General features: G+C 60.4%; 21 protein-coding genes and 1 pseudogene. 1 reads left to right on the top strand and 21 read right to left on the bottom strand.

Going from position 1 to position 23,054, the window contains the following annotated elements:
• Positions 1–51: 51 nt before the first annotated feature.
• The 21 genes and pseudogenes from NKH23_RS23385 to NKH23_RS23285 form a co-directional block, all read right to left on the bottom strand.
• Complete coding sequence (locus tag NKH23_RS23385; RefSeq protein ID WP_353035424.1) at positions 52–1,407, bottom strand: LLM class flavin-dependent oxidoreductase; 1,356 nt, start codon at positions 1,405–1,407, stop codon at positions 52–54.
• Positions 1,404–2,585 (bottom strand): acyl-CoA dehydrogenase family protein, encoded by a 1,182-nt coding sequence (locus tag NKH23_RS23380; RefSeq protein WP_353035422.1) that lies wholly within the window; start codon positions 2,583–2,585, stop codon positions 1,404–1,406. Before NKH23_RS23380 ends, NKH23_RS23385 begins: the two co-directional genes overlap by 4 nt.
• Positions 2,586–2,589: 4 nt before the next feature.
• On the bottom strand, positions 2,590–2,931 hold the full coding sequence (locus NKH23_RS23375) for a DUF3088 domain-containing protein (RefSeq protein ID WP_353035420.1): 342 nt from the start codon (positions 2,929–2,931) through the stop codon (positions 2,590–2,592).
• 7 nt (positions 2,932–2,938) lie between these two features.
• Positions 2,939–4,294 (bottom strand): LLM class flavin-dependent oxidoreductase, encoded by a 1,356-nt coding sequence (locus tag NKH23_RS23370; protein WP_352910205.1) that lies wholly within the window; start codon positions 4,292–4,294, stop codon positions 2,939–2,941.
• 13 nt (positions 4,295–4,307) lie between these two features.
• Complete coding sequence (locus NKH23_RS23365; protein ID WP_352910202.1) at positions 4,308–5,483, bottom strand: acyl-CoA dehydrogenase family protein; 1,176 nt, start codon at positions 5,481–5,483, stop codon at positions 4,308–4,310.
• 24 nt (positions 5,484–5,507) lie between these two features.
• Entirely contained in the window at positions 5,508–6,947 is a 1,440-nt protein-coding gene (locus NKH23_RS23360) for an NAD(P)-binding domain-containing protein (protein WP_353035417.1), read from the bottom strand.
• A 998-nt stretch (positions 6,948–7,945) separates the two neighbouring features.
• A complete protein-coding gene (locus NKH23_RS23355; protein WP_352910197.1) occupies positions 7,946–8,770 on the bottom strand; it encodes a 3-methyl-2-oxobutanoate hydroxymethyltransferase in 825 nt (274 codons plus the stop codon).
• Between the two features lie 109 nt (positions 8,771–8,879).
• Entirely contained in the window at positions 8,880–9,659 is a 780-nt protein-coding gene (locus NKH23_RS23350; RefSeq protein ID WP_352910194.1) for a TIM barrel protein, read from the bottom strand.
• A gap of 6 nt (positions 9,660–9,665) precedes the next feature.
• Positions 9,666–9,974, bottom strand: coding sequence for a MocE family 2Fe-2S type ferredoxin (locus tag NKH23_RS23345; RefSeq protein WP_352910191.1), 309 nt, complete (start codon positions 9,972–9,974; stop codon positions 9,666–9,668).
• A gap of 11 nt (positions 9,975–9,985) precedes the next feature.
• Positions 9,986–10,945, bottom strand: a complete 960-nt coding sequence (locus NKH23_RS23340; protein WP_352910188.1) for a sugar phosphate isomerase/epimerase family protein — start codon at positions 10,943–10,945, stop codon at positions 9,986–9,988.
• Entirely contained in the window at positions 10,942–11,946 is a 1,005-nt protein-coding gene (locus NKH23_RS23335; protein WP_353035413.1) for a Gfo/Idh/MocA family oxidoreductase, read from the bottom strand. The genes NKH23_RS23340 and NKH23_RS23335 overlap by 4 nt, the downstream gene beginning before the upstream one ends.
• An 88-nt stretch (positions 11,947–12,034) precedes the next feature.
• Positions 12,035–12,880 (bottom strand): ATP-binding cassette domain-containing protein, encoded by an 846-nt coding sequence (locus NKH23_RS23330; RefSeq protein WP_352910183.1) that lies wholly within the window; start codon positions 12,878–12,880, stop codon positions 12,035–12,037.
• Positions 12,881–13,007: 127 nt separating this feature from the next.
• Positions 13,008–14,030, bottom strand: coding sequence for an ABC transporter permease (locus NKH23_RS23325; RefSeq protein ID WP_502912371.1), 1,023 nt, complete (start codon positions 14,028–14,030; stop codon positions 13,008–13,010).
• The gene (locus NKH23_RS23320) at positions 14,027–15,067 is read right to left on the bottom strand and encodes an ABC transporter permease (RefSeq protein WP_352910181.1); all 1,041 of its coding nucleotides are present in this window, start codon (positions 15,065–15,067) and stop codon (positions 14,027–14,029) included. Before NKH23_RS23320 ends, NKH23_RS23325 begins: the two co-directional genes overlap by 4 nt.
• Positions 15,068–15,181: 114 nt before the next feature.
• Entirely contained in the window at positions 15,182–16,147 is a 966-nt protein-coding gene (locus NKH23_RS23315) for a sugar ABC transporter substrate-binding protein (protein ID WP_352910178.1), read from the bottom strand.
• Between the two features lie 97 nt (positions 16,148–16,244).
• A complete protein-coding gene (locus NKH23_RS23310) occupies positions 16,245–17,291 on the bottom strand; it encodes a sterol desaturase family protein (protein WP_352910175.1) in 1,047 nt (348 codons plus the stop codon).
• Positions 17,292–17,620: 329 nt separating this feature from the next.
• Complete coding sequence (locus tag NKH23_RS23305; protein ID WP_353035410.1) at positions 17,621–17,752, bottom strand: hypothetical protein; 132 nt, start codon at positions 17,750–17,752, stop codon at positions 17,621–17,623.
• 66 nt (positions 17,753–17,818) lie between these two features.
• Positions 17,819–18,025: a hypothetical protein gene (locus NKH23_RS23300; protein WP_353035408.1), complete on the bottom strand. Its 207-nt coding sequence runs from the start codon at positions 18,023–18,025 to the stop codon at positions 17,819–17,821.
• Positions 18,026–18,083: 58 nt separating this feature from the next.
• A complete protein-coding gene (locus NKH23_RS23295) occupies positions 18,084–19,130 on the bottom strand; it encodes an ABC transporter permease (protein ID WP_352910167.1) in 1,047 nt (348 codons plus the stop codon).
• A gap of 114 nt (positions 19,131–19,244) precedes the next feature.
• Positions 19,245–20,209: pseudogene (locus NKH23_RS23290) on the bottom strand (substrate-binding domain-containing protein).
• A 45-nt stretch (positions 20,210–20,254) separates the two neighbouring features.
• Positions 20,255–21,268: a sterol desaturase family protein gene (locus NKH23_RS23285; protein WP_353035406.1), complete on the bottom strand. Its 1,014-nt coding sequence runs from the start codon at positions 21,266–21,268 to the stop codon at positions 20,255–20,257.
• A gap of 315 nt (positions 21,269–21,583) precedes the next feature.
• Here NKH23_RS23285 and NKH23_RS23280 point away from each other — a divergent pair, with 315 nt between their 5' ends.
• Positions 21,584–22,618: a LacI family DNA-binding transcriptional regulator gene (locus NKH23_RS23280; RefSeq protein ID WP_353035404.1), complete on the top strand. Its 1,035-nt coding sequence runs from the start codon at positions 21,584–21,586 to the stop codon at positions 22,616–22,618.
• The last annotated feature ends 436 nt before the right edge of the window (positions 22,619–23,054 follow it).

Genomic DNA, 23,054 nt, shown 5'->3' with positions numbered 1-23,054 from the left:
GCGTGGAGGTTAATGGCAGAACCGTCCGCTCCGTTATCGTTTGATGATCGTTCAATGGGTGGCCCCAAGCAGCCCTGGCGCCGCGTGCGGCTGCGGCGCAAAACGGCTTTCGGGCCGGGCGAGCCCGAGATGGTCGCGCAGCGTGCGCCCTTCATAGTCCGTGCGAAAGAGGCCACGCCGGCGCAGGATCGGCACCACCGTATCGACAAAAACTTCCAGCCCGGTCGGCAGAACGTCCGGCATCAGATTGAAGCCGTCCGCGGCGCCGGCGACAAACCATCTTTCGATATCGTCGGCGATCTGCTCCGGCGTGCCGACGATGGTGCGGTGGCCGGTGCTGCCGTTCAGCGCCCGGATCAATTGCCGCACGGTGAAATCGTTGTTGCGGGCGAGCGCGAGCGTGGCCTTGAAGAAGGTGTGCCCGCCATTGGCTGGCAACGGGATGACGTCAGGCAATTTCTCATCGAGCTTCAGCCGCTCGCGATCGATGCCGAGCACGCCCGACAGCCGCGTCAGGCTGTAATCGAGCGGGATGCGGTCCCACAGCTCTTCCTGCCGCCGCTTCGCCTCGCCCTCGGTGCTGCCGATGATGGTGGCGAGGCCGGCGAGGGTGAGCGGCAAACCGCCGCTCCTGCCATAGGCGACGGCTCGAGCCTTCAGTTCCCGCGCATAGCCGAGCGCCTCATCGAAGGATTGCGATGCGGAAAACACCGCTTCGGCGTGGCGGGCGGCGAGGTCCTTGCCGTCATCGGAACCGCCGGCCTGGACGACCACGGGATGGCCTTGCGGCGAACGCGGCACATTGTGAGGGCCATGCACCGAAAAATGCGCGCCCCTGTGCTCGATGGCATGAACCTTGGCGGTATCGACGAAGCGCCCGCTGGCGACGTCGCCGATAAAGGCATCGTCCTCCCAGCTGTCCCACAATGCCTTGACGATCTCGGTGAATTCGGCCGCCCGCTCATAGCGCCGGCCATGATCGATCGCACCCGTCAGGCCGAAATTGCGAGCCGAGGCGGGGTCGGCCGTGGTCACGATGTTCCAGCCGATGCGTCCGCCGCTGACATGGTCGAGCGTCGCGAAGCGCCTGGCGATGTTGTAGGGTTCGTTGAAGCTGGTCGATGCCGTGGCGATCAGGCCGATGCGCTCGGTCGCGGCGGCTATCGTTGCCAGCACGATGGTCGGCTCCAGCGATGTGATCGGACGATAGTCGATGCGATCCGAGATTGCCGCCTGGTCGGCAAGGAATACGGCGTCGAGCTTGGCGCGCTCGGCGATCTTCGCCACCTGCACATAGTGGTCGACGGTGAAGGCAGCGTAAGGGTCGACGCCGTCCATCCGCCATGCCGCCGGCGAGAAGCCGGCATGCAGGATGTTGACGTTGAGATGGAGCTGCCCGCGGCTCATCGAAAGACGCCCGGCTCGGGATAGGCGCCGGTCAGGTACCAGGTGCCGACGGTGCGGGTCTTGTATTCTGCAGGGTTGTGCAACGTGTGAATGCGCGCATTGCGCCAGAAGCGATCGAAGCCGTATTTGCGCACCGCCGACCGCGCGCCCATCACCTCGAATATCTCGGTCGTGACTTCCAGCGCGACATTGCCCGCCAGCACGTTGGCGGCAGCGACGGCAACCGCCGCCTCGCCGCGTTCTTGCTCGGTCAACTCCTTGCCGCGGGCGATCGCATGATCGATCGCCGCTGCTGCGCGATCAGCCAGAACCGTCGCTGCCCGCGTCTTGACCCAGAGTTCGCCATATTGCCGCTTGATCCACGGATCGTCGATATGGCGCTCGACGCCGGAATACATCCACGGCCGTGAGCTGTTGAGCGTATAGTCGCGTGCCGCCAGCAGCGCGCCCTGGGCGGTGCCGATGAAGACATTGAGCAGCACGCTTTGCTGTTGCAGCGGGCCGATGGTGCGGATCGGCAGCGACGCGTCGACCCAGCCGCGCACCAGCTCGCTGTCGTGGATCCTGACATCCTTGTAGGCGACCTTGCCGCTCCCGGTCTGCGTCTGGCCGATGCCGTCCCAGTCGTCGAGAATGGTGATGCCGTCACGGTCCGCGGGGATCGCCGCAAACTTCCTCTCGCCGCTGACCTCGTCTTCCCAGGAGGTCGAAAGGTAGTCGGCGACATGCGAGCCGGAGGCGAACGGCTTGAAGCCGTTGACGATCGTCCACTCGCCATCCTTGCGGCCGAACAGCGTCTTGGAAAAGCTGTTGCCGGTGTTGCCCCAGAACCAGTCGCCGGCAGCCGAACGGCGCAGCAGATCGGCCGAGCGCGGTTCGTCCGAATTGAGCCTGGCGGCGATCAGCGCGCTGAAATGGTAGCCATAGATGTGGCCGATCGAACCGTCGACCTTGGAGAACTCGCGGCCGATCTTCAGCGCCGTCGAATAGGGTTCGCCGGCGCCGCCGAACTCCTTGGGGATGACGATGGTGAGTAGCCCGCTTTCCTTGAGCAGGCGGATCTGTTCGGTGGGCCGGCCGCCAAGCTGGTCGCGCTCGACCGCGTCGCGGGCAAAGACATCGCGAAGCTCGACCGCCTTGGCGATCCATGGATTGGAAGTATCGGGATCGAAGGTCATCGTGTCACTCGTGCAGATGCGGGAAGCCGTGGCGCTCGGCAAGCAGCGCAAGAATGCGCCTGGTGTCGTCGGAGAAGGCCTTGCCTTTGGCCGTCGGCAGGCCAGTGGGCGGATTGCTGCCGATGACGAGCACCGGCAGCGACTGGTGCCATTCGCCAAGAGCGTCGATCACCTTGCTTCTCGGCCTTGCGAACGGGACGCGCTCGACGTCCAGTCTGGCGGCGAGATCAGGAAAGGCGGCGAGCAGCCCTTCGACCTGGTTGCAAAAGGGACAGACGAATGTCCGGCCCGGATGTTTCGGGTCGGAGAAACCAGGCTGAATGAGAAAGAGCGTATCGCGTGCCATTGCCGGCCTATTCCGCGGCTGCTGCGGCATGCCGCGAAAAACGGTTTGCCGGCCGCTTCAGGCCGAGATTGTCGCGCAAGGTGCTGCCCTCATATTCCTCGCGGAACAGGCCACGGCGGCGCAGTTCCGGCACCACCAGCTCGATGAAATCCTTCAAGCCGCCGGGCATGATCGGGGCCATGATGTTGAAGCCGTCGGCACCGTAGTTCTCGAACCGCTCTTCCATGGTGTCGGCGATTTGCTCGGGCGTGCCGACCACCTGCCAGTGGCCACGAGCGCCGGCGATGCGCAGATACAACTGCCGGATCGTTAGCTGCTCGCGCCGCGCCAAATCGATCACCAGCGCCTGCCGGCTCTTGCCGGCATTGGTCTCCGGCAGGTCCGGCACCGGCCCGTCGATCGGGTATGAGCTGAGATCGAAGCCGCCGGCCAGCGCCGACACCAGACCCAGGCCGACTTCCGGCTGGATGAGATCCTGCAGCTGTTCGAATTTCTCCTGCGCCTCGGCTTCGGTCCGGCCGACGACCGGGAAGATGCCAGGCAGGATTTTCAGATCATCCTCCGAGCGGCCGTATTTGCCGAGCCTGCCCTTGACGTCGGCATAGAAGGCAGTCGCTTCGTCGAGCGTGATCTGCGCGGCAAAGATCGCTTCCGCCGTGCGCGCCGCCAGCTCCTTGCCGGGGCCGGACGCGCCGGCCTGGACGACGACCGGATGACCTTGCGGCGTTCGCGGCGTGTTCAGCGGACCGCGCACCTTGAAGTGCCGGCCCTTGTGGTTCAGCACATGCAGCCTGTCCTTGTCGAAATAGCGCCCGCTTTCTCTGTCGCGCGGGAAGGCGTCATCTTCCCAGCTGTCCCACAGTCCAAGCACGACATCGGCGAATTCCTCGGCCCGATCGTAACGGTCGCCGTGCTGGATATGTGCCTCGTGGCCGAAATTGAAAGCCGCGTCCGGGTCGGACGAGGTGACAAGATTCCAGCCGGCGCGCCCGCCGCTCAGATGGTCGAGCGACGCGAACTGGCGGGCGAGATTATAGGGATCGGAATAGCTGGTCGAAGCCGTGGCGATGAGGCCGATATTGGTGGTCACAGCCGACAGCGCCGACAGCAGCGTGATCGGCTCGAACGGATAGACGCCGCTATGCGCCTTGCGGCTGGCAGCCTCGAGATTGCTCAGCCGCGCCGCGACGCCATCGGCAAAGAAGATCGCATCGAATTTGGCCGCTTCCGCGAGCCTCGCCAGTTCAACATGGTCGCCGAGGCTGGTCCCCTCGGCCGCCTGTGGATGGCGCCAGGCTGCCACATGGTGACCGGTGAAGAGAAGAAACGCTCCCAGCTTCAGCTTGTCCTTGCGCCTGGCCATATCTAGCGCCTCCTTAGCGATACAATCCGCCGACCGGGAATTCCCCGGTGAGCAACCAGGTGCCGATGGTGCGCTTCTTGTATTCGGCCGGATTGTGCAGCGTGTGCGTGCGCACATTGCGCCAGAACCTGTCGAAGCCGTTGGCCTTGGTGGCCGAGCGGGCGCCCATCACCTCGAAAATCTCGCTCGATGCGTCGAGGCCGATTTGCCCGGCATAGACATTGGCGGTTGCGAGATCGATCGCCGTCTGCCCGCGTTGCTCCGGGGTCAAAGCCTCGCCCTTGATATAGGCGGCATCGAGGCTTCGCGCCGCCAAATCGGCTAGCTCGGCCGCAGCCAGCGTGCGGATATAGAGATCGCCGTATTTGCGCTGCACGAACGGGTCGTCCGTGTGCTTCTCGTAGCCGGAATAGACCCAGGGGCGCGATTGCGAGACCGTATAGTCGCGGCCTTCGCTGAGCGCGCCCTGGGCGCTGCCGACGAACAAATTGAGCAAGACCGCCTGTTGGAAGAGTGAGGTCAGCGTCTGGAACGGCGTCAGCGGCACCGCTGGCGAGCCGATCAGTTCGTCATCGCCGACATGCACGTCCTTGAACGTGACCTTGCCGGAACCCGTCTGGCGTTGGCCGACGCCATCCCAGTCGTCCTCGATGACGATGCCCTCGCGATCGGCCGGGATCGCCGCCGCTAGTCGATCCTGGCCGTCCTCCCAGGCAACCTGGATATAGTCGGCGATGTGCGAACCGGAAGAGAACGGCCGAAAGCCGCTGAGGATCCAGCCCTTGCCGTTGCGCTTGGCCGTCGACGTCTTCGACATGGCGTTGCCGGAATTGCCCCAGACCCAGTTCTCGCGGGCCGAGCGTGTCAGCAGTTGGTCCTTTTGCGCCTGCGTGCCGCGAAACAACACGCCGTTGAGCGGCAGATGATGGTAGCCGTAGAGATGGGCGAGCGAACCATCGGTGCGGGCGAATTCGCGCACGACGCGAAGCACCGACAGCCAGGACGCGCCCCTGCCGCCGTAGCGCTTGGGAATCTGCGCCGAGGGCAAGCCACTTTCCTTCAGCAGCCGGATCTGTTCGACCGGTCGCCCCCCGGCCTTGTCACGCGCCACCGCATCCCGATCGAAGATATCGCGCAGTCCGACCGCCGTAGCGACGAACGGGTCGGAAAGGTCAGGGCTGAAGGTCATCGGTAATTGTCCATCGAAAAATGTCTATTCCGCCGCGATGGTCTGCGCCGGTCGCCAGACGGCGGAGGCATAGGCCTCCTCGCCGAACTCGGCCGGATGGCTGCCGGTTATGCGGCTCTCATAGCTGTCGAGATCGGTGAGGAAGAGATCACGGCTGATGCGGGCGACCACGGCCGGCACATCGCGCCTGATCGACGGCACATCGCCGATCGGCAGGCCGAAACTGACGAAGCCGCCGGGATTGAAGACATGGACATCCTTCAGGAACGGCGCCTCGCCCGGCGCCTTTTCGAGGAATTCATGACCGAGGCCGAGATAAGGATGGGCGCCGAAAATTTCATCCAGTTCGCCTTCCGGCGGCGTGTACTGGTCACGCCACAGCCGGATTGAGGCTGCGAAATCGGCAAATTCAGGCTTGCGTGTCGGGTCGGCGAAATAGCCGGTGCCGGCGATGACGAAGTCGAAGGCAAATGTCTCGCCGCCGATATCGGAGACTACCTTGCCGCCTTCGACATCCGCATTTGTCCAGAGGGAACCGAGATGCAGGTGGAAATTCCTGTGCCGCACCACCCGCTCCACCGCATCGGGCGGCGGCGTCGAACCGGCCTCGCGAAACCGCAACGCCTGGCGCCAGCGCACCGCATCCGGCAACAGCGGATAGTTGTCATAGGCGCCGGGATAGCCGCGCACGCGGTTGATCGGCACGCTGGCAATGCTGTTGCGGCGGGCGAAGAGACGCACCGATTTTGCCCCGGCCTCAAGGGCTGTCCCGGCCGCATCGAATGCCGAGGCCGCGGATCCCACGACAGCGATCGCCTGGTCCTTGAGTGAGGCAAAATCGATTGCTGCCGAACTGTGCGCGACAAGGCCCTGGGGCAGAGTGGCGAGCACCTCCGGGACGGCGGCACCGCCGCTGCCGCCAAATCCATTGGCCAGAATGACCTTGCGCGCCCTTTCGACCGATGGCGTGCCGTCGGTTTCGAGGTGGAGACGAAAATGCCCGTCAGCCGGCTCGATGCGCAGGAGACGCGTGCCATAGCGAATGCCTATGCCGAGAAAGCCGCGATACCATTTCAGGTAGTTCGCCCAATCCGTCCGCGCGATACGATCGAAGCCGGCATAGGCTTCCGCACCATGGCGGGCTTCATACCATGATTGAAAGCTCAAGCCCGTCAGGCCGAGTTCCGGTCCCGGCAGGCCCTTGGGCGTTCGTAACCGGTTCATCCGCGCATGGGTCAGCCAGATGCCGGCTTTGCTCTCATCCGGCGCCGCATCGATGACCGTGACCTTGCCAATGCCGGCGCGCCTCAACGCGAAGGCAAAGGTCGAGCCCGTCTGCCCGCCACCCACGATGAAGACATTGTGGTCGACGCCCTCCCGGTCCGGCACCCAGTTTTGCGGATCAGGGCCGATCAGCCGGAGTGTTTCGCGGGCGTGGAAATCTGGATCGGACGGTAAAGCCATTTCGGTTCCGGCTGAGGTTGAATGTCATCAGACTCCGCCTCGGTCGACAAACAGTCCAGAAATGTCTGCTTTGATTGCCCGGTAGTTTTTTTCACTTGCGTTGTAACGACGCGCTTTCACAGCCGACCGAATGGGCGGTGGTGTGGTCTCCCTGAAGCCGAGGCATCTTTTGATATTGCAGTGGGACGCAGGCCGCAACCTGTTGACCAAAAAATGCCAACGATTTCAATTATTTGGAATGGCGCGCCCGAAGCGATTCGAACTCCTGACCCCCCGATTCGCAGTTAGAGAGGCTCACTTCGCTCAGCCGTAGCAGCGAAGCCGGAACTGGCAGTTCAGTGAGTGGGGGGAAAGGCGGTAGCGCTCTCCCGCTACCACCCTCCTATAAGCTATTGAAATCACAACAAAAACTGAAGCTTTGGTAGCGCCCGTCCAAAAAATCTTCAATGATTTCAGGGCCGAGCCTGCTTCCTTGTGGTGCCAACGAACGTCGCAGAGGCGCCAGAAGCGGTCTTTGCCAAGCAGATGTCCTGATGTCGCCTTGGGGCCCGTAAGCGGAAAGTCAGCTTCTGGGAATGCCGGGCTAGAAAGCTAAACTTTGGGCGGCGGGCTTGCTCAAGGCGCGGATCGGACTTCTCAGTGATCGATGTAGCCGACTTATCAGCTCGGTTTGCGCTGGGCTTTTCGATCGAGGATGTGATTTCGGAAGCAGTTCTGCATTTCTTTAAAAGACCTGAAGCCAAGGCGCGGAGCGAGGCGAGATAAGGTTGTCGTTGACACGTTGCATCGGCGAGCGATCGAGGCAGAATTTTCGAAGGCAACGTAGTCTGGCTCTGCAAACATCACACGGACCAGAGTTTCCAACTTCGCCGGAAGGATCAGCTCCCTCTTCGCAATCAGCATTTTGAGTTCAGCGAGCGTTGGCGCCTTCGTGTTGCGGACTTCGACTTGCCTGACACCCGCTCCTGAGCAATCGGATAGCCCCGCACGCATGGTTGTCACCCTTTGGCTGCTCGCATGAAGCTGTCGAAGTCAGCGTCCCCAATCGGAACTGTATGTTCGTAACCGGGGTACCGGCCAGAATCGACGTCGGCCTTGTATTCCCTGAACGCCGCCACGCGCTCGTCCTGGATCTTCTGCAGCTCAGGGCCGAGGTTCCGGTAAACCTTTCCGTGCCGCGGCTTATGGTTCTTGCCATAGCCGCAGACATCCTCTGTGAAGAGGTATTGCGCATCAGCATGCTTGCCGGCGCCCATGCCAAGCATGACCAGCGACGAGTTTTCGGTCAGGAATTTCGCCACCCGGTCGGGCACGACTTCCAGTTCCGCCCCGAAGACACCGATCTCCTCGAGTTTCTGGGTGTGCCGCCAGAGGCGTATCGCTTCTTCCGCGCTCTTTCCGACTGCGCGCCAACCGGTCCAGGTGATGTACGAAGGGATCAGGCCGATATGCCCGACGACAGGGAGGTGGTTGTCGCAGAGCGCCTTCTGGATATCGTAGGACGCAGAGCAGTAGAAGGCGTCGCCACCAATGCCAGCAAAGTGGAAAGCCGCACGCAGATAGTCTCCTGCCGTAGCGAGCGGACGGCCAGCGAAGCTGCCCCAGCCGCCGTAAGGCAGACCGACCTGAACGAAACAGTCGCCGGCTGCCTGTCGCATTTCCTGGTCAAAGTATCGGCCCTCGATGGAGAGCATATGAATGCCTGCCGCGGCAGCGGCGGCTGCCTCGTCGGGCGTGCTGACGAAGAGCATGGATATCTTCTTTCCATTCCTCTTCATCTTTCGGATATCCTCGACATGAGGACGGTTGTGATACATGGCCATAATCAGCCTCCACTGCAGGTCAGGTGAACTCGAAAGAAATCTGCGAGCGGCGCTCGGATCGGAGAGCATGGTCGGACAGCTTGCCGCTCCTGATGATGCTCCGCATGGCTCACACCGTAAAAGCCCGCCGGAAAGCAACCAGCGCTGCCTCAGGATCGTTTTGGGCAAAGGCTTCCAGACCCACCGACCCGCGATACCCCATGTCGAACAGAGCTCTCGCGATGTAGGGCCAGTTCATCTCGCCTGTTCCCGGCTCGCAACGACCCGGATTGTCGGCCATCTGCACCTCGCCGATGAAGGGCAGGCATTTCTGACACCAGCGGACGATATCGCCCTCGCCGATCTGAGTGTGATAAAGATCGAGGTTGATCCGCAGTTGGGGTCTATTGATCGATGACACCAATGCCAGCACGTCTGCCGTCGAGCCAAAGGGGCAGCCCGGGTGGTCAAGCAGGTTCAGGTTTTCAAGCGTGAAGACGACATCTTCGGCCTCGGCCAAGTCGCAGATACGGTTCAAGGTGTCCCGCGCCTTCAGCCACATGGGGCCGGTCTCGACTTCGGACTTCACAATAGGAATACCGCCTTCGCCGAGACCGGTGCCGTGCAGGTTGAGCCTGGCAATCCCGAGGCGCTTTCCGACTCTTGCGGTCTCCAGGGCGGACTTCAAGAGCATGTCGGCGCCCTCGTCGTCGGCGAGCCTTCCTTCGAGGTAGCCGTTCATGATCGTGAAGGTCGCCCCCGACTTCTCGAGCGCTGCGAGGTCATGGTCCGGCCAATTCCACAATCCGACGCCGAAACCCATCTCATGTAGACGTGCGACGCGCCAAGCCATCGGACGATCAAGCCAAAGCATCTCGGCGCAGGCGGCCAACTGGAAGGGTTGGCTCATAACGGCTCAAACCTCGATCATGACGCGGCCGTTCTCGACCTTCGTCTTGTAAATTTTGAGGTTCTCGCAGGCCGGGGGCGTCTCTACTTCGCCAGTCGTGAAGTCGAAAACGGAAGCGTGCTTGGGGCACTCCACCGTATTACCCATGACGAGACCGTCCGCGAGGTGGATCTTCTCATGCGTGCAAAGCCCGTCTGTACAATAGTATTCATCCGCGTCGTTGCGGAAGATCGCGAAGGTACGGCCGCCATTCTCGAAGCGCTTGGCTTCCTCGGCTTCGATTTCGTCAGCGGCACAAGCGTCAACCCAGGGCATTGAATCTCTCCTCAGATATCTTGCGGTTTGAAATCTGCGGGAGCTGACGGCATCACGCTCTGGAGGAGCGCGACGGACTTTTCGAGCCCCTCCAGCGAGTTCAGAAGTACGTCCTCGTGCTCGATGGAAAGCCAGCCGTCGTAGCCAGCCATCTTGAGCCGATAACAGAATTGCCGCCACCACTCCTCACCATGGCCGAACCCGAGCGTGATGTAGCTCCACGAGCGGGCCGGAATGTCCATTAGGTTGCCATTCTCAAGCAGCGAGGTCGTTGCCTGGACTGGCCGGTTCAGCATCGTGTCCTTGGCATGGACATGATAAACGGCCGCGCCGAGCGCTTCGGCAGCAGCGAGGGGATCAGCACCCATCCAGAACAGGTGCGACGGGTCCAGATTGGCGCCCACGACAGGTCCTGCGGCTGCTCGAAGCTTCAGGAGCGAGGGCACGTTATACACGCACTGATTGCCATGCAGCTCGAGCGCAATGCGCTCGACGCCGTTTTCTTTCGCCAGCGCCACGATCTCGGTCCAGAACGGGATCAGCTTTTCTTCCCATTGATATTTAAGGATGGTCTGCGTTTCCGGCGGCCAGGACGAGACGACCCAGTTCGGCATGCTGTCGCTAGCGCTGCCAGCCGGCAGACCGCTCATGGTGCAGACGGTGCGAATGCCCATCTCGCCGGCGACGCGGATCGTGTCTTTCAACCCTTGGCCCTGGGCCGGATCGGTTGGGTGCAGCGGATTGCCGTTGGCGTTGAGGCTTATGATCTCCAGGCCGCGTTCCTCGAAGGCTGAAGCAATCCGCTTCTGCGCTTCCCTGTTACCCAGCATGGACGAAAGCCGGAAATGCGGGGCGGTCGACCAGCCGCAAGTGTTCACCTCGATGCCCGATACCCCCATGCGCTGGGCATGATTAAGCACCGCCTCGAACGGCAGATTGCCGAGACTGTCTGAAACGAAGCCCAGCTTCACGCGTAGAACTCCGGCTTTGCAATCATCTGGACAGGCGTACGACGGGCTTCCTTCAGCGCTACCACGCCGGCCTCGGCAACGACGGCGGCGCAGTAGCCATCCCAGCAGTCCGAGGCGGTCGCGGGGAACTCACCAGTCATGACGAATCGAAGGAAGTCGCGGTTCTGGCGGCGATAGGCATCGTAATAGCGGGTGCGCCAGTCGGCGTCGTAGTTCGTGCTTTGGGTAAGCGCTGACTCCGTGCGGGTGTAGGCAACGTTGTTGGTTGCCACGGCGCCGTTCTCGCCAATCAGCTCGGCGCGAACGTCATAGCCATAGGCGGCGTTGTTGTTGATCTCGATGTTGACGAGTTGCCCATCCACCGTTTCCAGCACCATGACGACAGGTGCCACACGCCCGTCCGAGCGGCTTGGCTGGAATGCGGAGATGGCAGCATATTCGGTGCCGAGCACATATCGCACGACATCAAATTCGTGCGGGGCCGAATTGGTGATAGCCATCGCGCCGGTGAAGTCGGCCGCAGGCGTTTCAACGTTGCGGTGAAAATTGTGCATCATCAGCGCCCGGCCGAGATGACCATTATCGAGCGCTTGCTTCATTTCCTGATAGGAGCGGTCGTAACGCCGCATGAAGCCGAGCTGGACGAATTTCGCCCCCGCTTTCTGCTCGGCTTCCATCACCGCGATGCAGTCAGCCGACGCCTGTGACAGCGGTTTTTCGCATAGGACGCGCTTGCCGGCGGCAATGCAGGCCATCGAAAGCGGCGCATGCGTGAAATCTGGACTCGCAATGATCACCGCGTCCACGTCTTGCCGCGTGATGGCGCCGTTGGGGTCGGTGGCAATGTCGATAGCGCCACACGCGCCGGCAACAGAACGAGCGCGCTGCTCATCCATGTCGCAGACCAATTGAAGGGTTGCGCCGGGCAGTTCCTCGGCAATTATCTTGGCATGATCCGCGCCCATCAAACCGGCGCCGATCACTGCAATGCGGATTGTCATTTCTGTCCTGCTTTTGCTTTTTCGAATTTACGGGCAATGGCCAACTCGGCGGCATGGAGCCACGCCTGGTTGGCGCCTTTTAAGAAATCTACTGAGCGGCTGGGCCCTCCAGCACCTGGAGGGACGGCGGATGGCCTTCGTGCTCGGCCATGTGACCTTCGACCTGGGCTTCCAGGCCGGCCATTGTCTCGCCACCGGCCATCAGATCCGTAATCTCCTCGCGGGACCTTTGGCCCTTGCTGAAATCATCGGCGATGGCGCCGCGGATCAGCACCGCGAAATGGTCGCCGACGGTCATGGCGTGCATGACCTGATGGGTGATGAAGACCACCGCCAAGCCACGCTTCTTGGACTCATTGACGATACGCAGCACATGCGAGGCCTGCTTGACGCCGAGCGCCGCGGTCGGCTCATCCAGGATCAGCACGCGCGCTCCAAAATACACAGCGCGGGCAATGGCGAGCGACTGGCGCTCTCCACCCGACAGGCCGCCGACCAGGCGGTCACCGTCATCAATGCGGGTAATTCCGAAATCCCGGACCGCCTTCACCGCGATCTCGTTGGCGCGCTTGCGGTCGTAGATCTTGAACGGTCCCCAACCTTTAGTCGGCTCGACGCCGACGAAGAAAGACCGCCCGATGCTCATCAGCGGGAACGTGCCGCCGAACTGGTGCACCGTGGCGATGCCCCGTCCCTGCGCATCACTCGGCCCAGTGAAGGTCACCGGCTGACCATCCATCAATATCTGGCCGCTGGTGGGCTTGTGGACCCCGGCCAAGGTTTTGATGAGGGTGGACTTGCCGGCGCCGTTGTCGCCAAGAAGGCAAAGCACTTCGCCGGCGCGCACCCTCAGCGAAATATCGTGCAGGACATCGATCGGACCGAAGGATTTGTTGACGCTTTTCAGCTCGAGAATGGCAGGTTTGTCGTTCATGGCGTGCTCACCTCTTCATCTGCGAACCGGCTTGGCTGATGCGATTGATCGGCGACCGTGTTCATAGAAGCACGATGCTCGTTGATCGAAGCGACCGCCGGGCACGGCTCCTGTGGCAACTCGTTGCTCATGGGTTTGCTGGCTCCCGCGGCAGGCCTCGCCCACGCCGCGGTCTGAAATACAGAGCCAAGTCGCGGAACGACTGGTTCATCAGCACGGCCAGCAGGAGCATCACACCGATAATCAGGTTCGACCAGTTTCGGTCGATCTGGGTGAAGTAGATGCCCTGGCTGACGATGGCGAAGGTGATGGTGCCCACGAAGATACCAATAACCGAACCGAAACCGCCGGTAAGCAGCACACCGCCCACCACCACGGACACGATGGCATTGAAGATGAAGCTCATGCCGCCGGAGACCTGGGCGGAGTTGAACAGGATCGCCTGACAGATGCCGACGAACGTGGCGCTGACCGCGGACAACACAAACAGCGCAATGGTCATGCGGTTCGTCGGAATGCCGGCGTTGCGGGCGCTGACCTTGTCGCCGCCCATTGCAAACAGCCAATTGCCGTAGCGGGTCTTGTGAAGAGCGAAGCCTATGACAGCGGCGAACGCCACCCACCAGACGATGATGACCTGGTGACTGCCACCGATCAACTGTCCGAACAGGAATTTCGCCCAGTCCGGCGCCGTTAGCGCAACGCTGGCATTGCCGGTCAGAAGCACGGAGGCACTTAGCACCACCCCCTGCATGGCGACCAGCGTGGCCAGCGTGATGATCAGCGAAGGCACCGAGGTTCGGATCGTGAGCAGGCCGTTGACCAGGCCGACGGTCACGCCGACAGCCAGCGCCCCAGCGATCCCTACCGAGATGGGCAGCCCATAGTAGCCGGTCAGGATGGCGGTGGTCATTGAACCGGCGGGGATCAACGCGCCGATCGAAATGTCGAGTTCGCCAGCGATCATCAGCAGCCCGACGGGAATGGCTACAATGCCAAGATTGGCCGCGAAATTGACCCAACTCGCTGCGCCAACGAGCGTGCCCAAACTGGCGCCGCCGAACAGAACGAAGAACAGCACCACGCCGATAAGACTGAGGACCGAGCCGGCTTCGGGACGGCGCAGCACCGATTTGATTGCGTCCATCATGACTGCGGCCCCTTCTTCGACGAATAGCTGAGGGCCAGCTGCCGGAAGGTGTCGTTGGTCAGCACCGCGATCAAAAGAAGCGCGCCAATTATGACGCTTCCAATGTTGGGATCCAGGCTCGTGAAGTAGATGCCCTGGTTCACGATCGAGAATGTCAGCGTGCCGAACACGATGCCAACGATCGAGCCGAAGCCGCCCGTGAGCAGAACGCCCCCGATGACCACACACATGATGGAATTGAAGATGAAGGACTGACCGGCCAGGACCTGCGCACTCTGGTAGACCATCACCTCGCTGACCCCGACGAAAGCGGCGCTGAAGCCGGACAGCATGAACAGACCGATGGTCAGCCGTTTGGTCGGGATACCAACGTTGCGCGCGCTTTCCTTGTCGCCGCCGAGTGCATAGATCCAGTTGCCCATCGGGGAGATGTGCAACAGCCAGAACAGGCCAATCACGAACACCACCCACCACAGGATCGTGACCTGGAACATGCCGCCGAGATAGGCGCCTAGGATTGCCTTGGTGAGCGGGTCCGGCACAAGCGAGACGCCAGTGCTGCCGGCGATCTTCACGGTGAGACCCAGCGTCAGGCCCATCGTGAGGAACATGGTGCCAATGGTGATTATGAGCGACGGGATGGTCGTTCTCGTCACGAGCAGCCCGTTGAGGAAGCCGACAGCGAGGCCAAGGCCAAGCGCGGCCGTTATGCCAAGCCAGTCGGGCAGGCCATAGTGACCCGAGACGATGGCTGCGGTAAGCGACGCTGCGGGGATCACGGCACCGACCGAGATGTCGAGTTCCCCGGCGATCATCAGCAACCCTATCGGCAGCGCGATGATCCCGATCTCAGACGCGATGTTCAACCAGCTGGCCGTGCCGGCTGCCGACATGAACGCACTTCCCCCGAACAGGCCAAAGAAAAGCAGAACTGCGATCAGGCCGAGGAACGAGCCCGACTCTGGTCGACGCGCCAGCCGGCCGAGGGCTAGTCCGGACTGCGTGCGGTTCGGCGCCGGGGTTAATGTGGACGTCACGGGATGTGCCATTAGGGTAATCCGCGAGCACGCGGCCGGCCGCGATGTGGCCGCCGCAGAGAGAGGGAAAAAGGGCCGCCCACTGTAAAAGCGAGGGCGGCCCAGGCGGGAGGATTATCGCGTCCCTGCTTTCACGCCGGCGATGGTTGCATCGACGCTGGCCTTATCGATAATGCCGGGTCCGGTGAGGATCTCACGGGTCGGCACGGTGAGGCCGTAATTTACCTTGCCGTTGAGGATCGCCACGGCGAGGTAGCCCTGCAGGTAACCCTGCTGATCGATCGCGCAGGCCTGTTTGCCATCCTTGATGTTGTTCAGAATGGTCTCGTCGAAGTTAATGCCGCATAGTTGAACCTTATCACTCTTGCCAGCCTGGGTGAGGCCGTTCATGGCGGAGTTGGCGTCAACGTTGCCGATGGTGAATACGGCGGTCACGTCTGAGTGCTGGAGCAGATAGGCCTTCACCGCCTGCGCCACGGCCGTCGCTGAGCCGAAGGACGTTGCCGGCAAGGGCAACACGTCGGCTTCACCGCCGCCATTCTTCATCCCCTCTTTGAAACCACCACAATAAGCTTCGATATTGGCGGCACCCGGGAGGGTGTTAATGCAGACGCCTTTCTTGCTGCCGGCTTTGGCGAGGTACTCGCCGCCCGCGACGCCACCTTTGTAGTCGTCAGAGCCGACGTAGTTCAGCGCGCCGAGGCGATCGGCCGCCTTCAACCCGCCAGCATTGTAGATGACGAGCGGAATGCCAGCATCCTTGACGGCCTTGAACGCAGGGTCCATCGCTTCCGGCACCCAGTCCGGGCCGACAATGGCGTCCGCTTTCTGGTCGATGGCTTGGCGGATCAGCTCAGCGGCGTCGACGCCCAGATTGTCATAGTTCTGCGGCCCGAGCCAAGTGACCTTGCCACCCTGGGCCTCGACAACTTTGCCAGCATCTTCGGCGCCACGCTTGACAATCGACCAGAACGGATCGTCCGGCTTGCCGCCGATGACGAAGATATTGGCGGCAAGCGTAGCACCGGTGCTGAACCCGATCAGCACGGCCGTCGACACGAGTTTCTTGAAAAGCTTCATAGTCTTCCTCCCATTTGCCCCGTGGGGCTTTTCAGTAAAAATTCCGGCTGTCCCGGGCCCGCTCCTCACGGGCACAGTCGAAACAGCGATTGGTTCATCATTCCGCCGGCATTCCAGATGCGGGATCGCTGCGGCCTTCCTGCTGGCTCCGCCTTTTTTCCTTCTTCTTGCGGAAGCGGGCCTTCATGATCTCGTCGGCTTCCTTGCTGCCGTCGTGCCAAGTTCCGAACAGCTTATCGAGGGGTACCAGCCCATCACCGCCGTAATTCACCTCGAAATACTTGTGGTGAAGGTAGTGCACGTAAGAATGGCTATCGAGCTTAACCTTGTCGGTGATTTCGAATGTCTCGAAACCGAGATGGCCGTTCACTGCTCCAAATCCCGCTCCGTGCAGCGTGAAATAGGCGCAGACCGGGTTCGAAGGGATCAACAGGTGCAGCCAGACTTCAGCATGATAGAGGAAGCCTTCGACCGGGTGCATCGAGAGCGACGACCAGGGACTTGGATTGATCGAATTATGATGGACCGAATGCACCCATTTGTAGAGCGGCGGCCAATGGATCGCCCGATGAAGGAAGAAGAAATAGACCTCATGCACGGCTGGCGCGATAAGCACCAGGAACGACAGGTAAAGCCAATTCGTCGTCCATGGCAGCCAGACCGCCCAGCTGTTTGCATACATCCACAGCATCGCGATCTCGACCACTGTCCATAGCGGTATCGTGACGAAAAACGAGCGGGTAAAATTGTCGAGGTTCTGACTTTGAAACCAGAACACGTCTGACACCGCGTCTGACGGAAATTTAGGATTGTACTTGAAGCGGTTCTGTTGTTTGCGCTGGACATAGTAGCGCAACTCGAAGAAGCCGTAGAGGAAGAAGATGCCTGCAGCGTTGAGACCATACAGCCAAAAGTAATTGAGCAGCGAAAAGGTCGCGAGGCTCTGCCAGCTTGGGATGAGCAGGTTCACCCAAATGATCGACGTGGCGAGATGAAATGCGTTCCACGGCCAGAGAAACTCAGGAATCCAGGCCACTACCTTCTTTGCATTGAACGGACGATGCCAGATCGGGGCCGGCTCGGCCCGGCGATGCGGTGCCCAGTTACCGCGCTTGTCGCGCATTCCATACTGATGGTCGTCCATCGCGTGACAGTGCCTCTTGCCCGGATCGGTCGTGAGATTGCGGCGTCAGCCCACTTGGGGCTGATCTAGATATCGACCCCCGACTGGACGCGATTCATATCGGACGCCTGATCTTCATAGCAAGACGGATATAGTATAAAAGCAACATTTATATCATTTAGTATCAGTCATGATGATATAACCACGGTGCACTCACGAGGCGGCCGATATCCACGATCTCGCTACCGCGGCAGGCGTCTCAGCGGCGATTGTGAACAGAATTTTGGGTGGCACCGGTTCCGTGCGGCCAAAACAGCTCAACGCGTCGCCCGCCTTCTGGTCGACCTCCATCACCGCGATGCAGCCAGTCGACGCTTGCCGTGTCGCAGCAGTTGAAGGGTTGCGCCGGGCAGTTCCTCGGCAACCATCTTGGCATGATCCGCGCCCGTCAGACCTGCGCGGATCACTGCCATCCTGATCATTGTAGTTTTCACTCCTTGGATCACGATCAGCCGACCCGTCATCGAAGGTCAATCGAACGTCGTGTTTCAAAACTTAGTCGTGCCGCGTCGAGCACCTCGAGGACGCCGTGCCCGCGGCAGCGTAACCGGCGGCGAAGTGCCCTCGCGCACGGCACGGGCAAAGGCTGTGTAGTAATCGTGATAGCGGCCCTGCTCGGCGGGAATGCGCACTTCGCCAGCTGCAGTCCGCAGCACCCCCCAGGCCTCTTCCGGCTCGTATCCCCAGCCAGCCATATCGTGCATCGGACGCCGGCCCGCGAAGATTGCCTGCGCCTACACGTCGTCCAAGCCCTCACTTTTTCCTCGGCGTGTAGGTCAATGCCATCTTGCGAAAGGTGTTGTTCATCAGCACTGCGAGCAGCAGGAGTACGCCGATAATGAGGCTCGACCAATTGCGATCGAACGACGTGAAGTAGATGCCCTGGTTCACCACGGCGAAGGTGAGGGTCCCAAAGACGATGCCGATCACAGAGCCGAAGCCGCCAGTGAGCAGCACTCCGCCCACGACGACTGCGATGATGGCATTAAAGATAAAGGACATGCCGGCCGAAACCTGCGCCGAACTGAAAAGGATCGCCTGACACACGCCGACAAAAGCGGCACTGGTGCTCGACAGAACGAAAAGCAAAATGGTGAGGCGCTGGGTTGGAATACCGGCATTGCGCGCGCTCTCCTTGTCACCGCCCATGGCGAAGAGCCAGTTTCCGAATGGTGAGTAGTGGATGAAGAAAATGTAGATTACCGCGAGTGCCATCCACCACAGGATTATGACCTGAAACTGAGCGCCGATGAACGAGCCGAAGATGGCCTTTGCCAGCCCAGTGCTGGTCAGGGCGACGCTGGTGGTGCCAGTGATGATAACGGACAGACCAAGCACTGCGCCCGCTACAGCGAATAGCGTGCCAAGTGTCACGATGAGCGAAGGCACCTCGGTTCGCACCACCAATATTCCGTTGACAAGACCTACAATGACGCCGATGGCAAGCGCGACAGAAATCCCCAGCCAGATCGAGAGACCATAATGGCCTGCGATGATGGCGACCGTCATGGACCCTGCCGGGATCATTGAGCCGATCGAGATGTCGAGTTCGCCGGCAATCATCAGAAGACCCATGGGAAGGGCAACGATACCGAGACTGGCAGCGACATTGAGCCAGCTCGCGACACCTGCCGGCATGAGGAAACTGGTGCCCCCGAAGATCGTGAAGAAGATGAACACTCCGAGCAGGCCCAGGAACGCACCAGCTTCCGGCCGCCGAAGCAGCGAACCAACTGCGAGTCCTGCCGACCCGACCCCACCCGATCCCGCTTCAAAAGGCTTGGCAGCATTTGTGTTCATTGCACTATTCCTCCCAGGAGTGCCGGCAACGTCGTATTCTTAGAACATTTGTAGATGAGGCCGAGGAGTCCTCGGCCTCTCGATTATATCAGGGGCAGCAATGCTGTGACAGGATTACCGATAGCCTTGCTCACCGCCCTTCAGCGTGATTTCGACATTTGATTTGTCGACAATTCCAGGGCCTGTCAAAATTGGGGCCGACGCGAGCTTCAACGCATAATTCACGTAAGCGTCAGACATCGTAACGGCCAGGAAGCCCTGCAGCCAAGGCTGTTGATCGATAGCGAAAAGTTGCTTGCCATCCTTGATGCGGTTGAGACCAGCGACGTTCATGTCGAAAGATCCCAGCTGTACTTTGCCGGTCTTGCCAGCCTGGTCGATGCCGGCAGCAGCGGAATCCGCGTCGCCTGCGGAGATTGTGAAAACACCGTCGATGGAGTCATCCTTGAGAAGAGTGGCCTTGATGGCTTCGGCAACAGCGGTCGGATCTCCGAATGAGCTCGCAGGCAGCGGAAGCTGTTTCGACTTGCCGCCGGCTTTCGTCACGTTGTCGGCGATGCCCTTGCAGCGGTCCTCGAGATTCTGGGCACCCGGCACGGTATTGACGCAAATGACATGCTTGGGGCCGTGCGTGGAAAAATATTTGCCGCCGGCGAGGCCCGCGGGGTATTCTTCATTGCCGATGTAGTTGATGGCGCCAAGTTCCTTGGCTTTATCTCCGCCGCCAGAATTGTAGAGCATGACGGGGATACCTGCCGCTAAGGCAGCCTTGATGGCCTCATCTTCGGCGGCAGGAACCCAGTTTGGCACGGCGATGATAGATCCTGTTGGCTGATCGCGGTGCGCACAAGATTGGCGGCGTCGCCGCCAATGTTGTCATAGGTCTGAAGCTGCAGATAATTCACCGTTCCGCCATGCGCCTGGACCACCAAGGTCGCATCGTCGATGCCCTTCTTAATCTTGGCGAAAAACGGATCATCCGCCTTTCCGCCGATGATAGCGATGTTCGCCGCCGTCGCGGCCTGGGCAATGATCGCCAGGGCCGCGCCCGCGCACGCAATCTTCAAGAGCTTCCACATTTCATTTCCTCCCTCTCTTGCCGTCACATTGACGGATCCATGACCTCATGAATTCTGCTGTTGTTTTGCCGTGATGCGCGCTCGCTTTGTCTCGAAGCGGACCTTCATCTGTTCGTCGCCCTGCTTCGTGCCGTCGTGCCAGGTGCCGAGCCATTTATCGATCGGCAGCGTGCCGTCGGCGTAGTTCACCTCGAAGTACTTGTGGTGCAGGTAGTGGGCGTAGGCGTGGGTATCGACGCCTCCGTCGCCGGCTTCGACCTTGTCGAAGCCGATATGACCGACAACTGCGCCGGTGCCGGTCACCTGCAGGTGGTAAAGCAGGAGCAGCGGATGCGAAGGCACGATTAGATGGATCAGGCTGTCCGACCAGTAGAGCAGGTGCTCTACCGGGTGCATGGATAGCGACGACCACGGGCTTGGATTGATGGAATTGTGGTGCACCGAATGGACCCAGCGGTAGAGCACGGGAATGTGGATCAGTCGATGAATGCAGAAGAAGTGCACCTCATGAATCAGCGGAATGACGAGAGCGAATGCGACAAGCCAGACCGGATGCTCGCTGAAGCTCGTCCACGGCCCCCAGCCATTGGCCCAGGCCCACAAAAACAACACCTCATAGGCCGTCCAGATCGGCAGTCCGCTGACGAAGGTGCGGATCGCGTTGTCGATATTCTGGCTCTTGAACCAGAACACGTCCGATGGATGGTCCGCCGGGAACTTGCCGTTGAACTTGAAGCGATTGCCTTGGGCGCGTTTCAAGTAGAGGCGTATTTCCAGAGCACCGTAGAGGAGCAGAATGAGCGCCGAGTTGCGGAGATAGAGATATAGTACCCATCCCCAACCGAGGGTCTGGAGCGTCTCGCGTGAAGGAGTGAGGTAAAACCACAACAAAGCGCCAACAGCCATGAACACAGCGTTCCACGGCAGGAAGTAGGCCGGCAGCCATCTCAGCACGCGCACGAAGCGCCAGGGAAAATCCAGCAGGGGTCCGACTTGGAGCGGCGCGCTGGGACGCCAATTGCCGCGCTTGTCGCGGGTGCCAAAGGCCAGATCGTCCATCACGCGGCCGCCTATTGCTTGGGTTCAACCGTTCGCGCCTCCTTGTGGAAGCGAGTCTTCATGACCGAGCCGGATTCCTTGCTGCCTTCGTGCCAAGTGCCGAAACAGCCTATCGGGGCACTAGAGCATCCCCGCCATAGGTCGCCGTCGAAATACACGTGGAATCGTCGCGCTTGCCGACAATGCCCCGCGTAACCTCTAAAGCGACGCGATTCATATCGGAGGGTTGATATCCGGAGAAGACAGAAATAAAATCAAAATTGCATTTGTATCATTTGAGTTCAATCATGATGATACAAGACAGGAATGGCGTTCATGAAGCGGCCGACAATCCACGATCTCGCTACTGCGGCAGGCGTGTCAGTGGCGACTGTAAACAGAATTTTGGGTGGCACCGTTTCCGTGCGGCCGAAAACAGTCCAACGGGTCCAAAGCGCTGCTGAAGAAATTGGCTTTTACGGTATCGGGGCGATTGACGATCGGGCTCGCAAAATTTCGCCGCATTACCGATTGGGTTTCCTGCTCCAGCAGTCGACACGCGACCTTTACCAGCTATTCGGAAAGAAGATCGTTGCCGCCTGTCGCGAGCGCCGGGACGAGGTTATCGAACCTGTCGTCGACTTCGTGGATATTTTGACGCCGGAGACTATCTCGAGCCGTCTCATCGCGCTCGGCGATTCTTGCGACGCTGTCGCGGTGGTCGCGGCGGATCACCCAATCATTGGCCAGGCCATCCGTTCATTGAAGGAGATTGGGAAACCGATTGTCTCTTACATCACGGATCAGTCCGCGCCGGAAAGGGCAGCTTATGTGGGCACTGACAATTGGAAGCTGGGGCGCACCGCGGCTTTCCTGATTACGCAAACCACCCAAGGTCCTGGTCGTATTGCGGTTTTCATAGGCAATCATCGCTATCAATGCCAGGATGTCGCGGACGCCAGCTTCCGCTCCTATTTGCGCGAGCACGCTTCACGACTGACGGTCGAGGAGAGTCGTCCCACCCATGAGGAACCGAGTGAGGCCTACCGAATGGTGGCCGAGCTTCTAAAGTCGACCGACGATCTTGTCGGCATTCTGATCGTCGGCGGCGGAATAACCGGTGTGCTTCGCGCGCTAAGGGAAGTGTCTCCCGAGAGGCGATCGGGGATCAAGGTGGTATGCCGCGACATCGGACCCGAGACGCGTAAGGGATTGTCTGAGGGGCTGATTACTGCAGCTCTCTGTCATCCGCTTGAGGCGACCTCCGCCCTTCTCGTGCAGACGATGATCGATGTCATTGGACCACAAGCACCGCTCGCCACCCTTCAACGGTCTATACCTTTTGAAATTGTCACTCCGGAGAATATCTGACGCAGATGTCCGCTAAGGGGCCGCCCTCGGGTATTTATACGACCCGATGATATGACCGCGTTCAGGTCATGCACAACCCAACTCAACGGCTGAAATTTAAGGGCGCAAAGCTGCCTTTCGCGTCGTGGATAGCGTTCGGGTCAGACTCTCCCGTTCCCTACTGGTCCTTGCAGCACCGAGACAGGCCCATCACGCCCGACACTGTAGAAAATATCGCATGCTCTCCGAGTGGGGGGAAAGGCGGTAGCGCTCTCCCGCTACCAGTCTACCTTTAAGCTATTGAAATCATAACAAAAACGCGGATTTATGGTAGCGCCCTGTCCGAAAATCCTCAATGATTTCAAGGCCGAGCTTGCTACCTTACGGTGCCAACGGACGTCGCAGATTCGCCAGAGGCGATCATCGCTGAGCAGATGTTGTGATGTCGCCTTTAAGG

Origin of the sequence: Mesorhizobium sp. M1328, assembly GCF_040318075.1 — a bacterium.
GTDB lineage: Bacteria > Pseudomonadota > Alphaproteobacteria > Rhizobiales > Rhizobiaceae > Mesorhizobium.
This window is presented reverse-complemented; position numbering and strand designations above follow the sequence as displayed.

Excerpts from the sequence above, each read along its gene's own strand:
- NKH23_RS23385 (WP_353035424.1), bottom strand. The coding sequence starts at position 1,407 with ATGAGCCGCGGGCAGCTCCATCTCAACGTCAACATCCTGCATGCCGGC.
- NKH23_RS23380 (WP_353035422.1), bottom strand. The coding sequence starts at position 2,585 with ATGACCTTCGATCCCGATACTTCCAATCCATGGATCGCCAAGGCGGTC.
- NKH23_RS23375 (WP_353035420.1), bottom strand. The coding sequence starts at position 2,931 with ATGGCACGCGATACGCTCTTTCTCATTCAGCCTGGTTTCTCCGACCCG.
- NKH23_RS23370 (WP_352910205.1), bottom strand. The coding sequence starts at position 4,294 with ATGGCCAGGCGCAAGGACAAGCTGAAGCTGGGAGCGTTTCTTCTCTTC.
- NKH23_RS23365 (WP_352910202.1), bottom strand. The coding sequence starts at position 5,483 with ATGACCTTCAGCCCTGACCTTTCCGACCCGTTCGTCGCTACGGCGGTC.
- NKH23_RS23360 (WP_353035417.1), bottom strand. The coding sequence starts at position 6,947 with ATGGCTTTACCGTCCGATCCAGATTTCCACGCCCGCGAAACACTCCGG.
- NKH23_RS23355 (WP_352910197.1), bottom strand. The coding sequence starts at position 8,770 with ATGGCCATGTATCACAACCGTCCTCATGTCGAGGATATCCGAAAGATG.
- NKH23_RS23350 (WP_352910194.1), bottom strand. The coding sequence starts at position 9,659 with ATGAGCCAACCCTTCCAGTTGGCCGCCTGCGCCGAGATGCTTTGGCTT.
- NKH23_RS23345 (WP_352910191.1), bottom strand. The coding sequence starts at position 9,974 with ATGCCCTGGGTTGACGCTTGTGCCGCTGACGAAATCGAAGCCGAGGAA.
- NKH23_RS23335 (WP_353035413.1), bottom strand. The coding sequence starts at position 11,946 with ATGACAATCCGCATTGCAGTGATCGGCGCCGGTTTGATGGGCGCGGAT.
- NKH23_RS23330 (WP_352910183.1), bottom strand. The coding sequence starts at position 12,880 with ATGAACGACAAACCTGCCATTCTCGAGCTGAAAAGCGTCAACAAATCC.
- NKH23_RS23325 (WP_502912371.1), bottom strand. The coding sequence starts at position 14,030 with ATGATGGACGCAATCAAATCGGTGCTGCGCCGTCCCGAAGCCGGCTCG.
- NKH23_RS23315 (WP_352910178.1), bottom strand. The coding sequence starts at position 16,147 with ATGAAGCTTTTCAAGAAACTCGTGTCGACGGCCGTGCTGATCGGGTTC.
- NKH23_RS23310 (WP_352910175.1), bottom strand. The coding sequence starts at position 17,291 with ATGGACGACCATCAGTATGGAATGCGCGACAAGCGCGGTAACTGGGCA.
- NKH23_RS23305 (WP_353035410.1), bottom strand. The coding sequence starts at position 17,752 with ATGATCAGGATGGCAGTGATCCGCGCAGGTCTGACGGGCGCGGATCAT.
- NKH23_RS23300 (WP_353035408.1), bottom strand. The coding sequence starts at position 18,025 with ATGGCTGGCTGGGGATACGAGCCGGAAGAGGCCTGGGGGGTGCTGCGG.
- NKH23_RS23295 (WP_352910167.1), bottom strand. The coding sequence starts at position 19,130 with ATGAACACAAATGCTGCCAAGCCTTTTGAAGCGGGATCGGGTGGGGTC.
- NKH23_RS23285 (WP_353035406.1), bottom strand. The coding sequence starts at position 21,268 with ATGGACGATCTGGCCTTTGGCACCCGCGACAAGCGCGGCAATTGGCGT.
- NKH23_RS23280 (WP_353035404.1), top strand. The coding sequence starts at position 21,584 with ATGAAGCGGCCGACAATCCACGATCTCGCTACTGCGGCAGGCGTGTCA.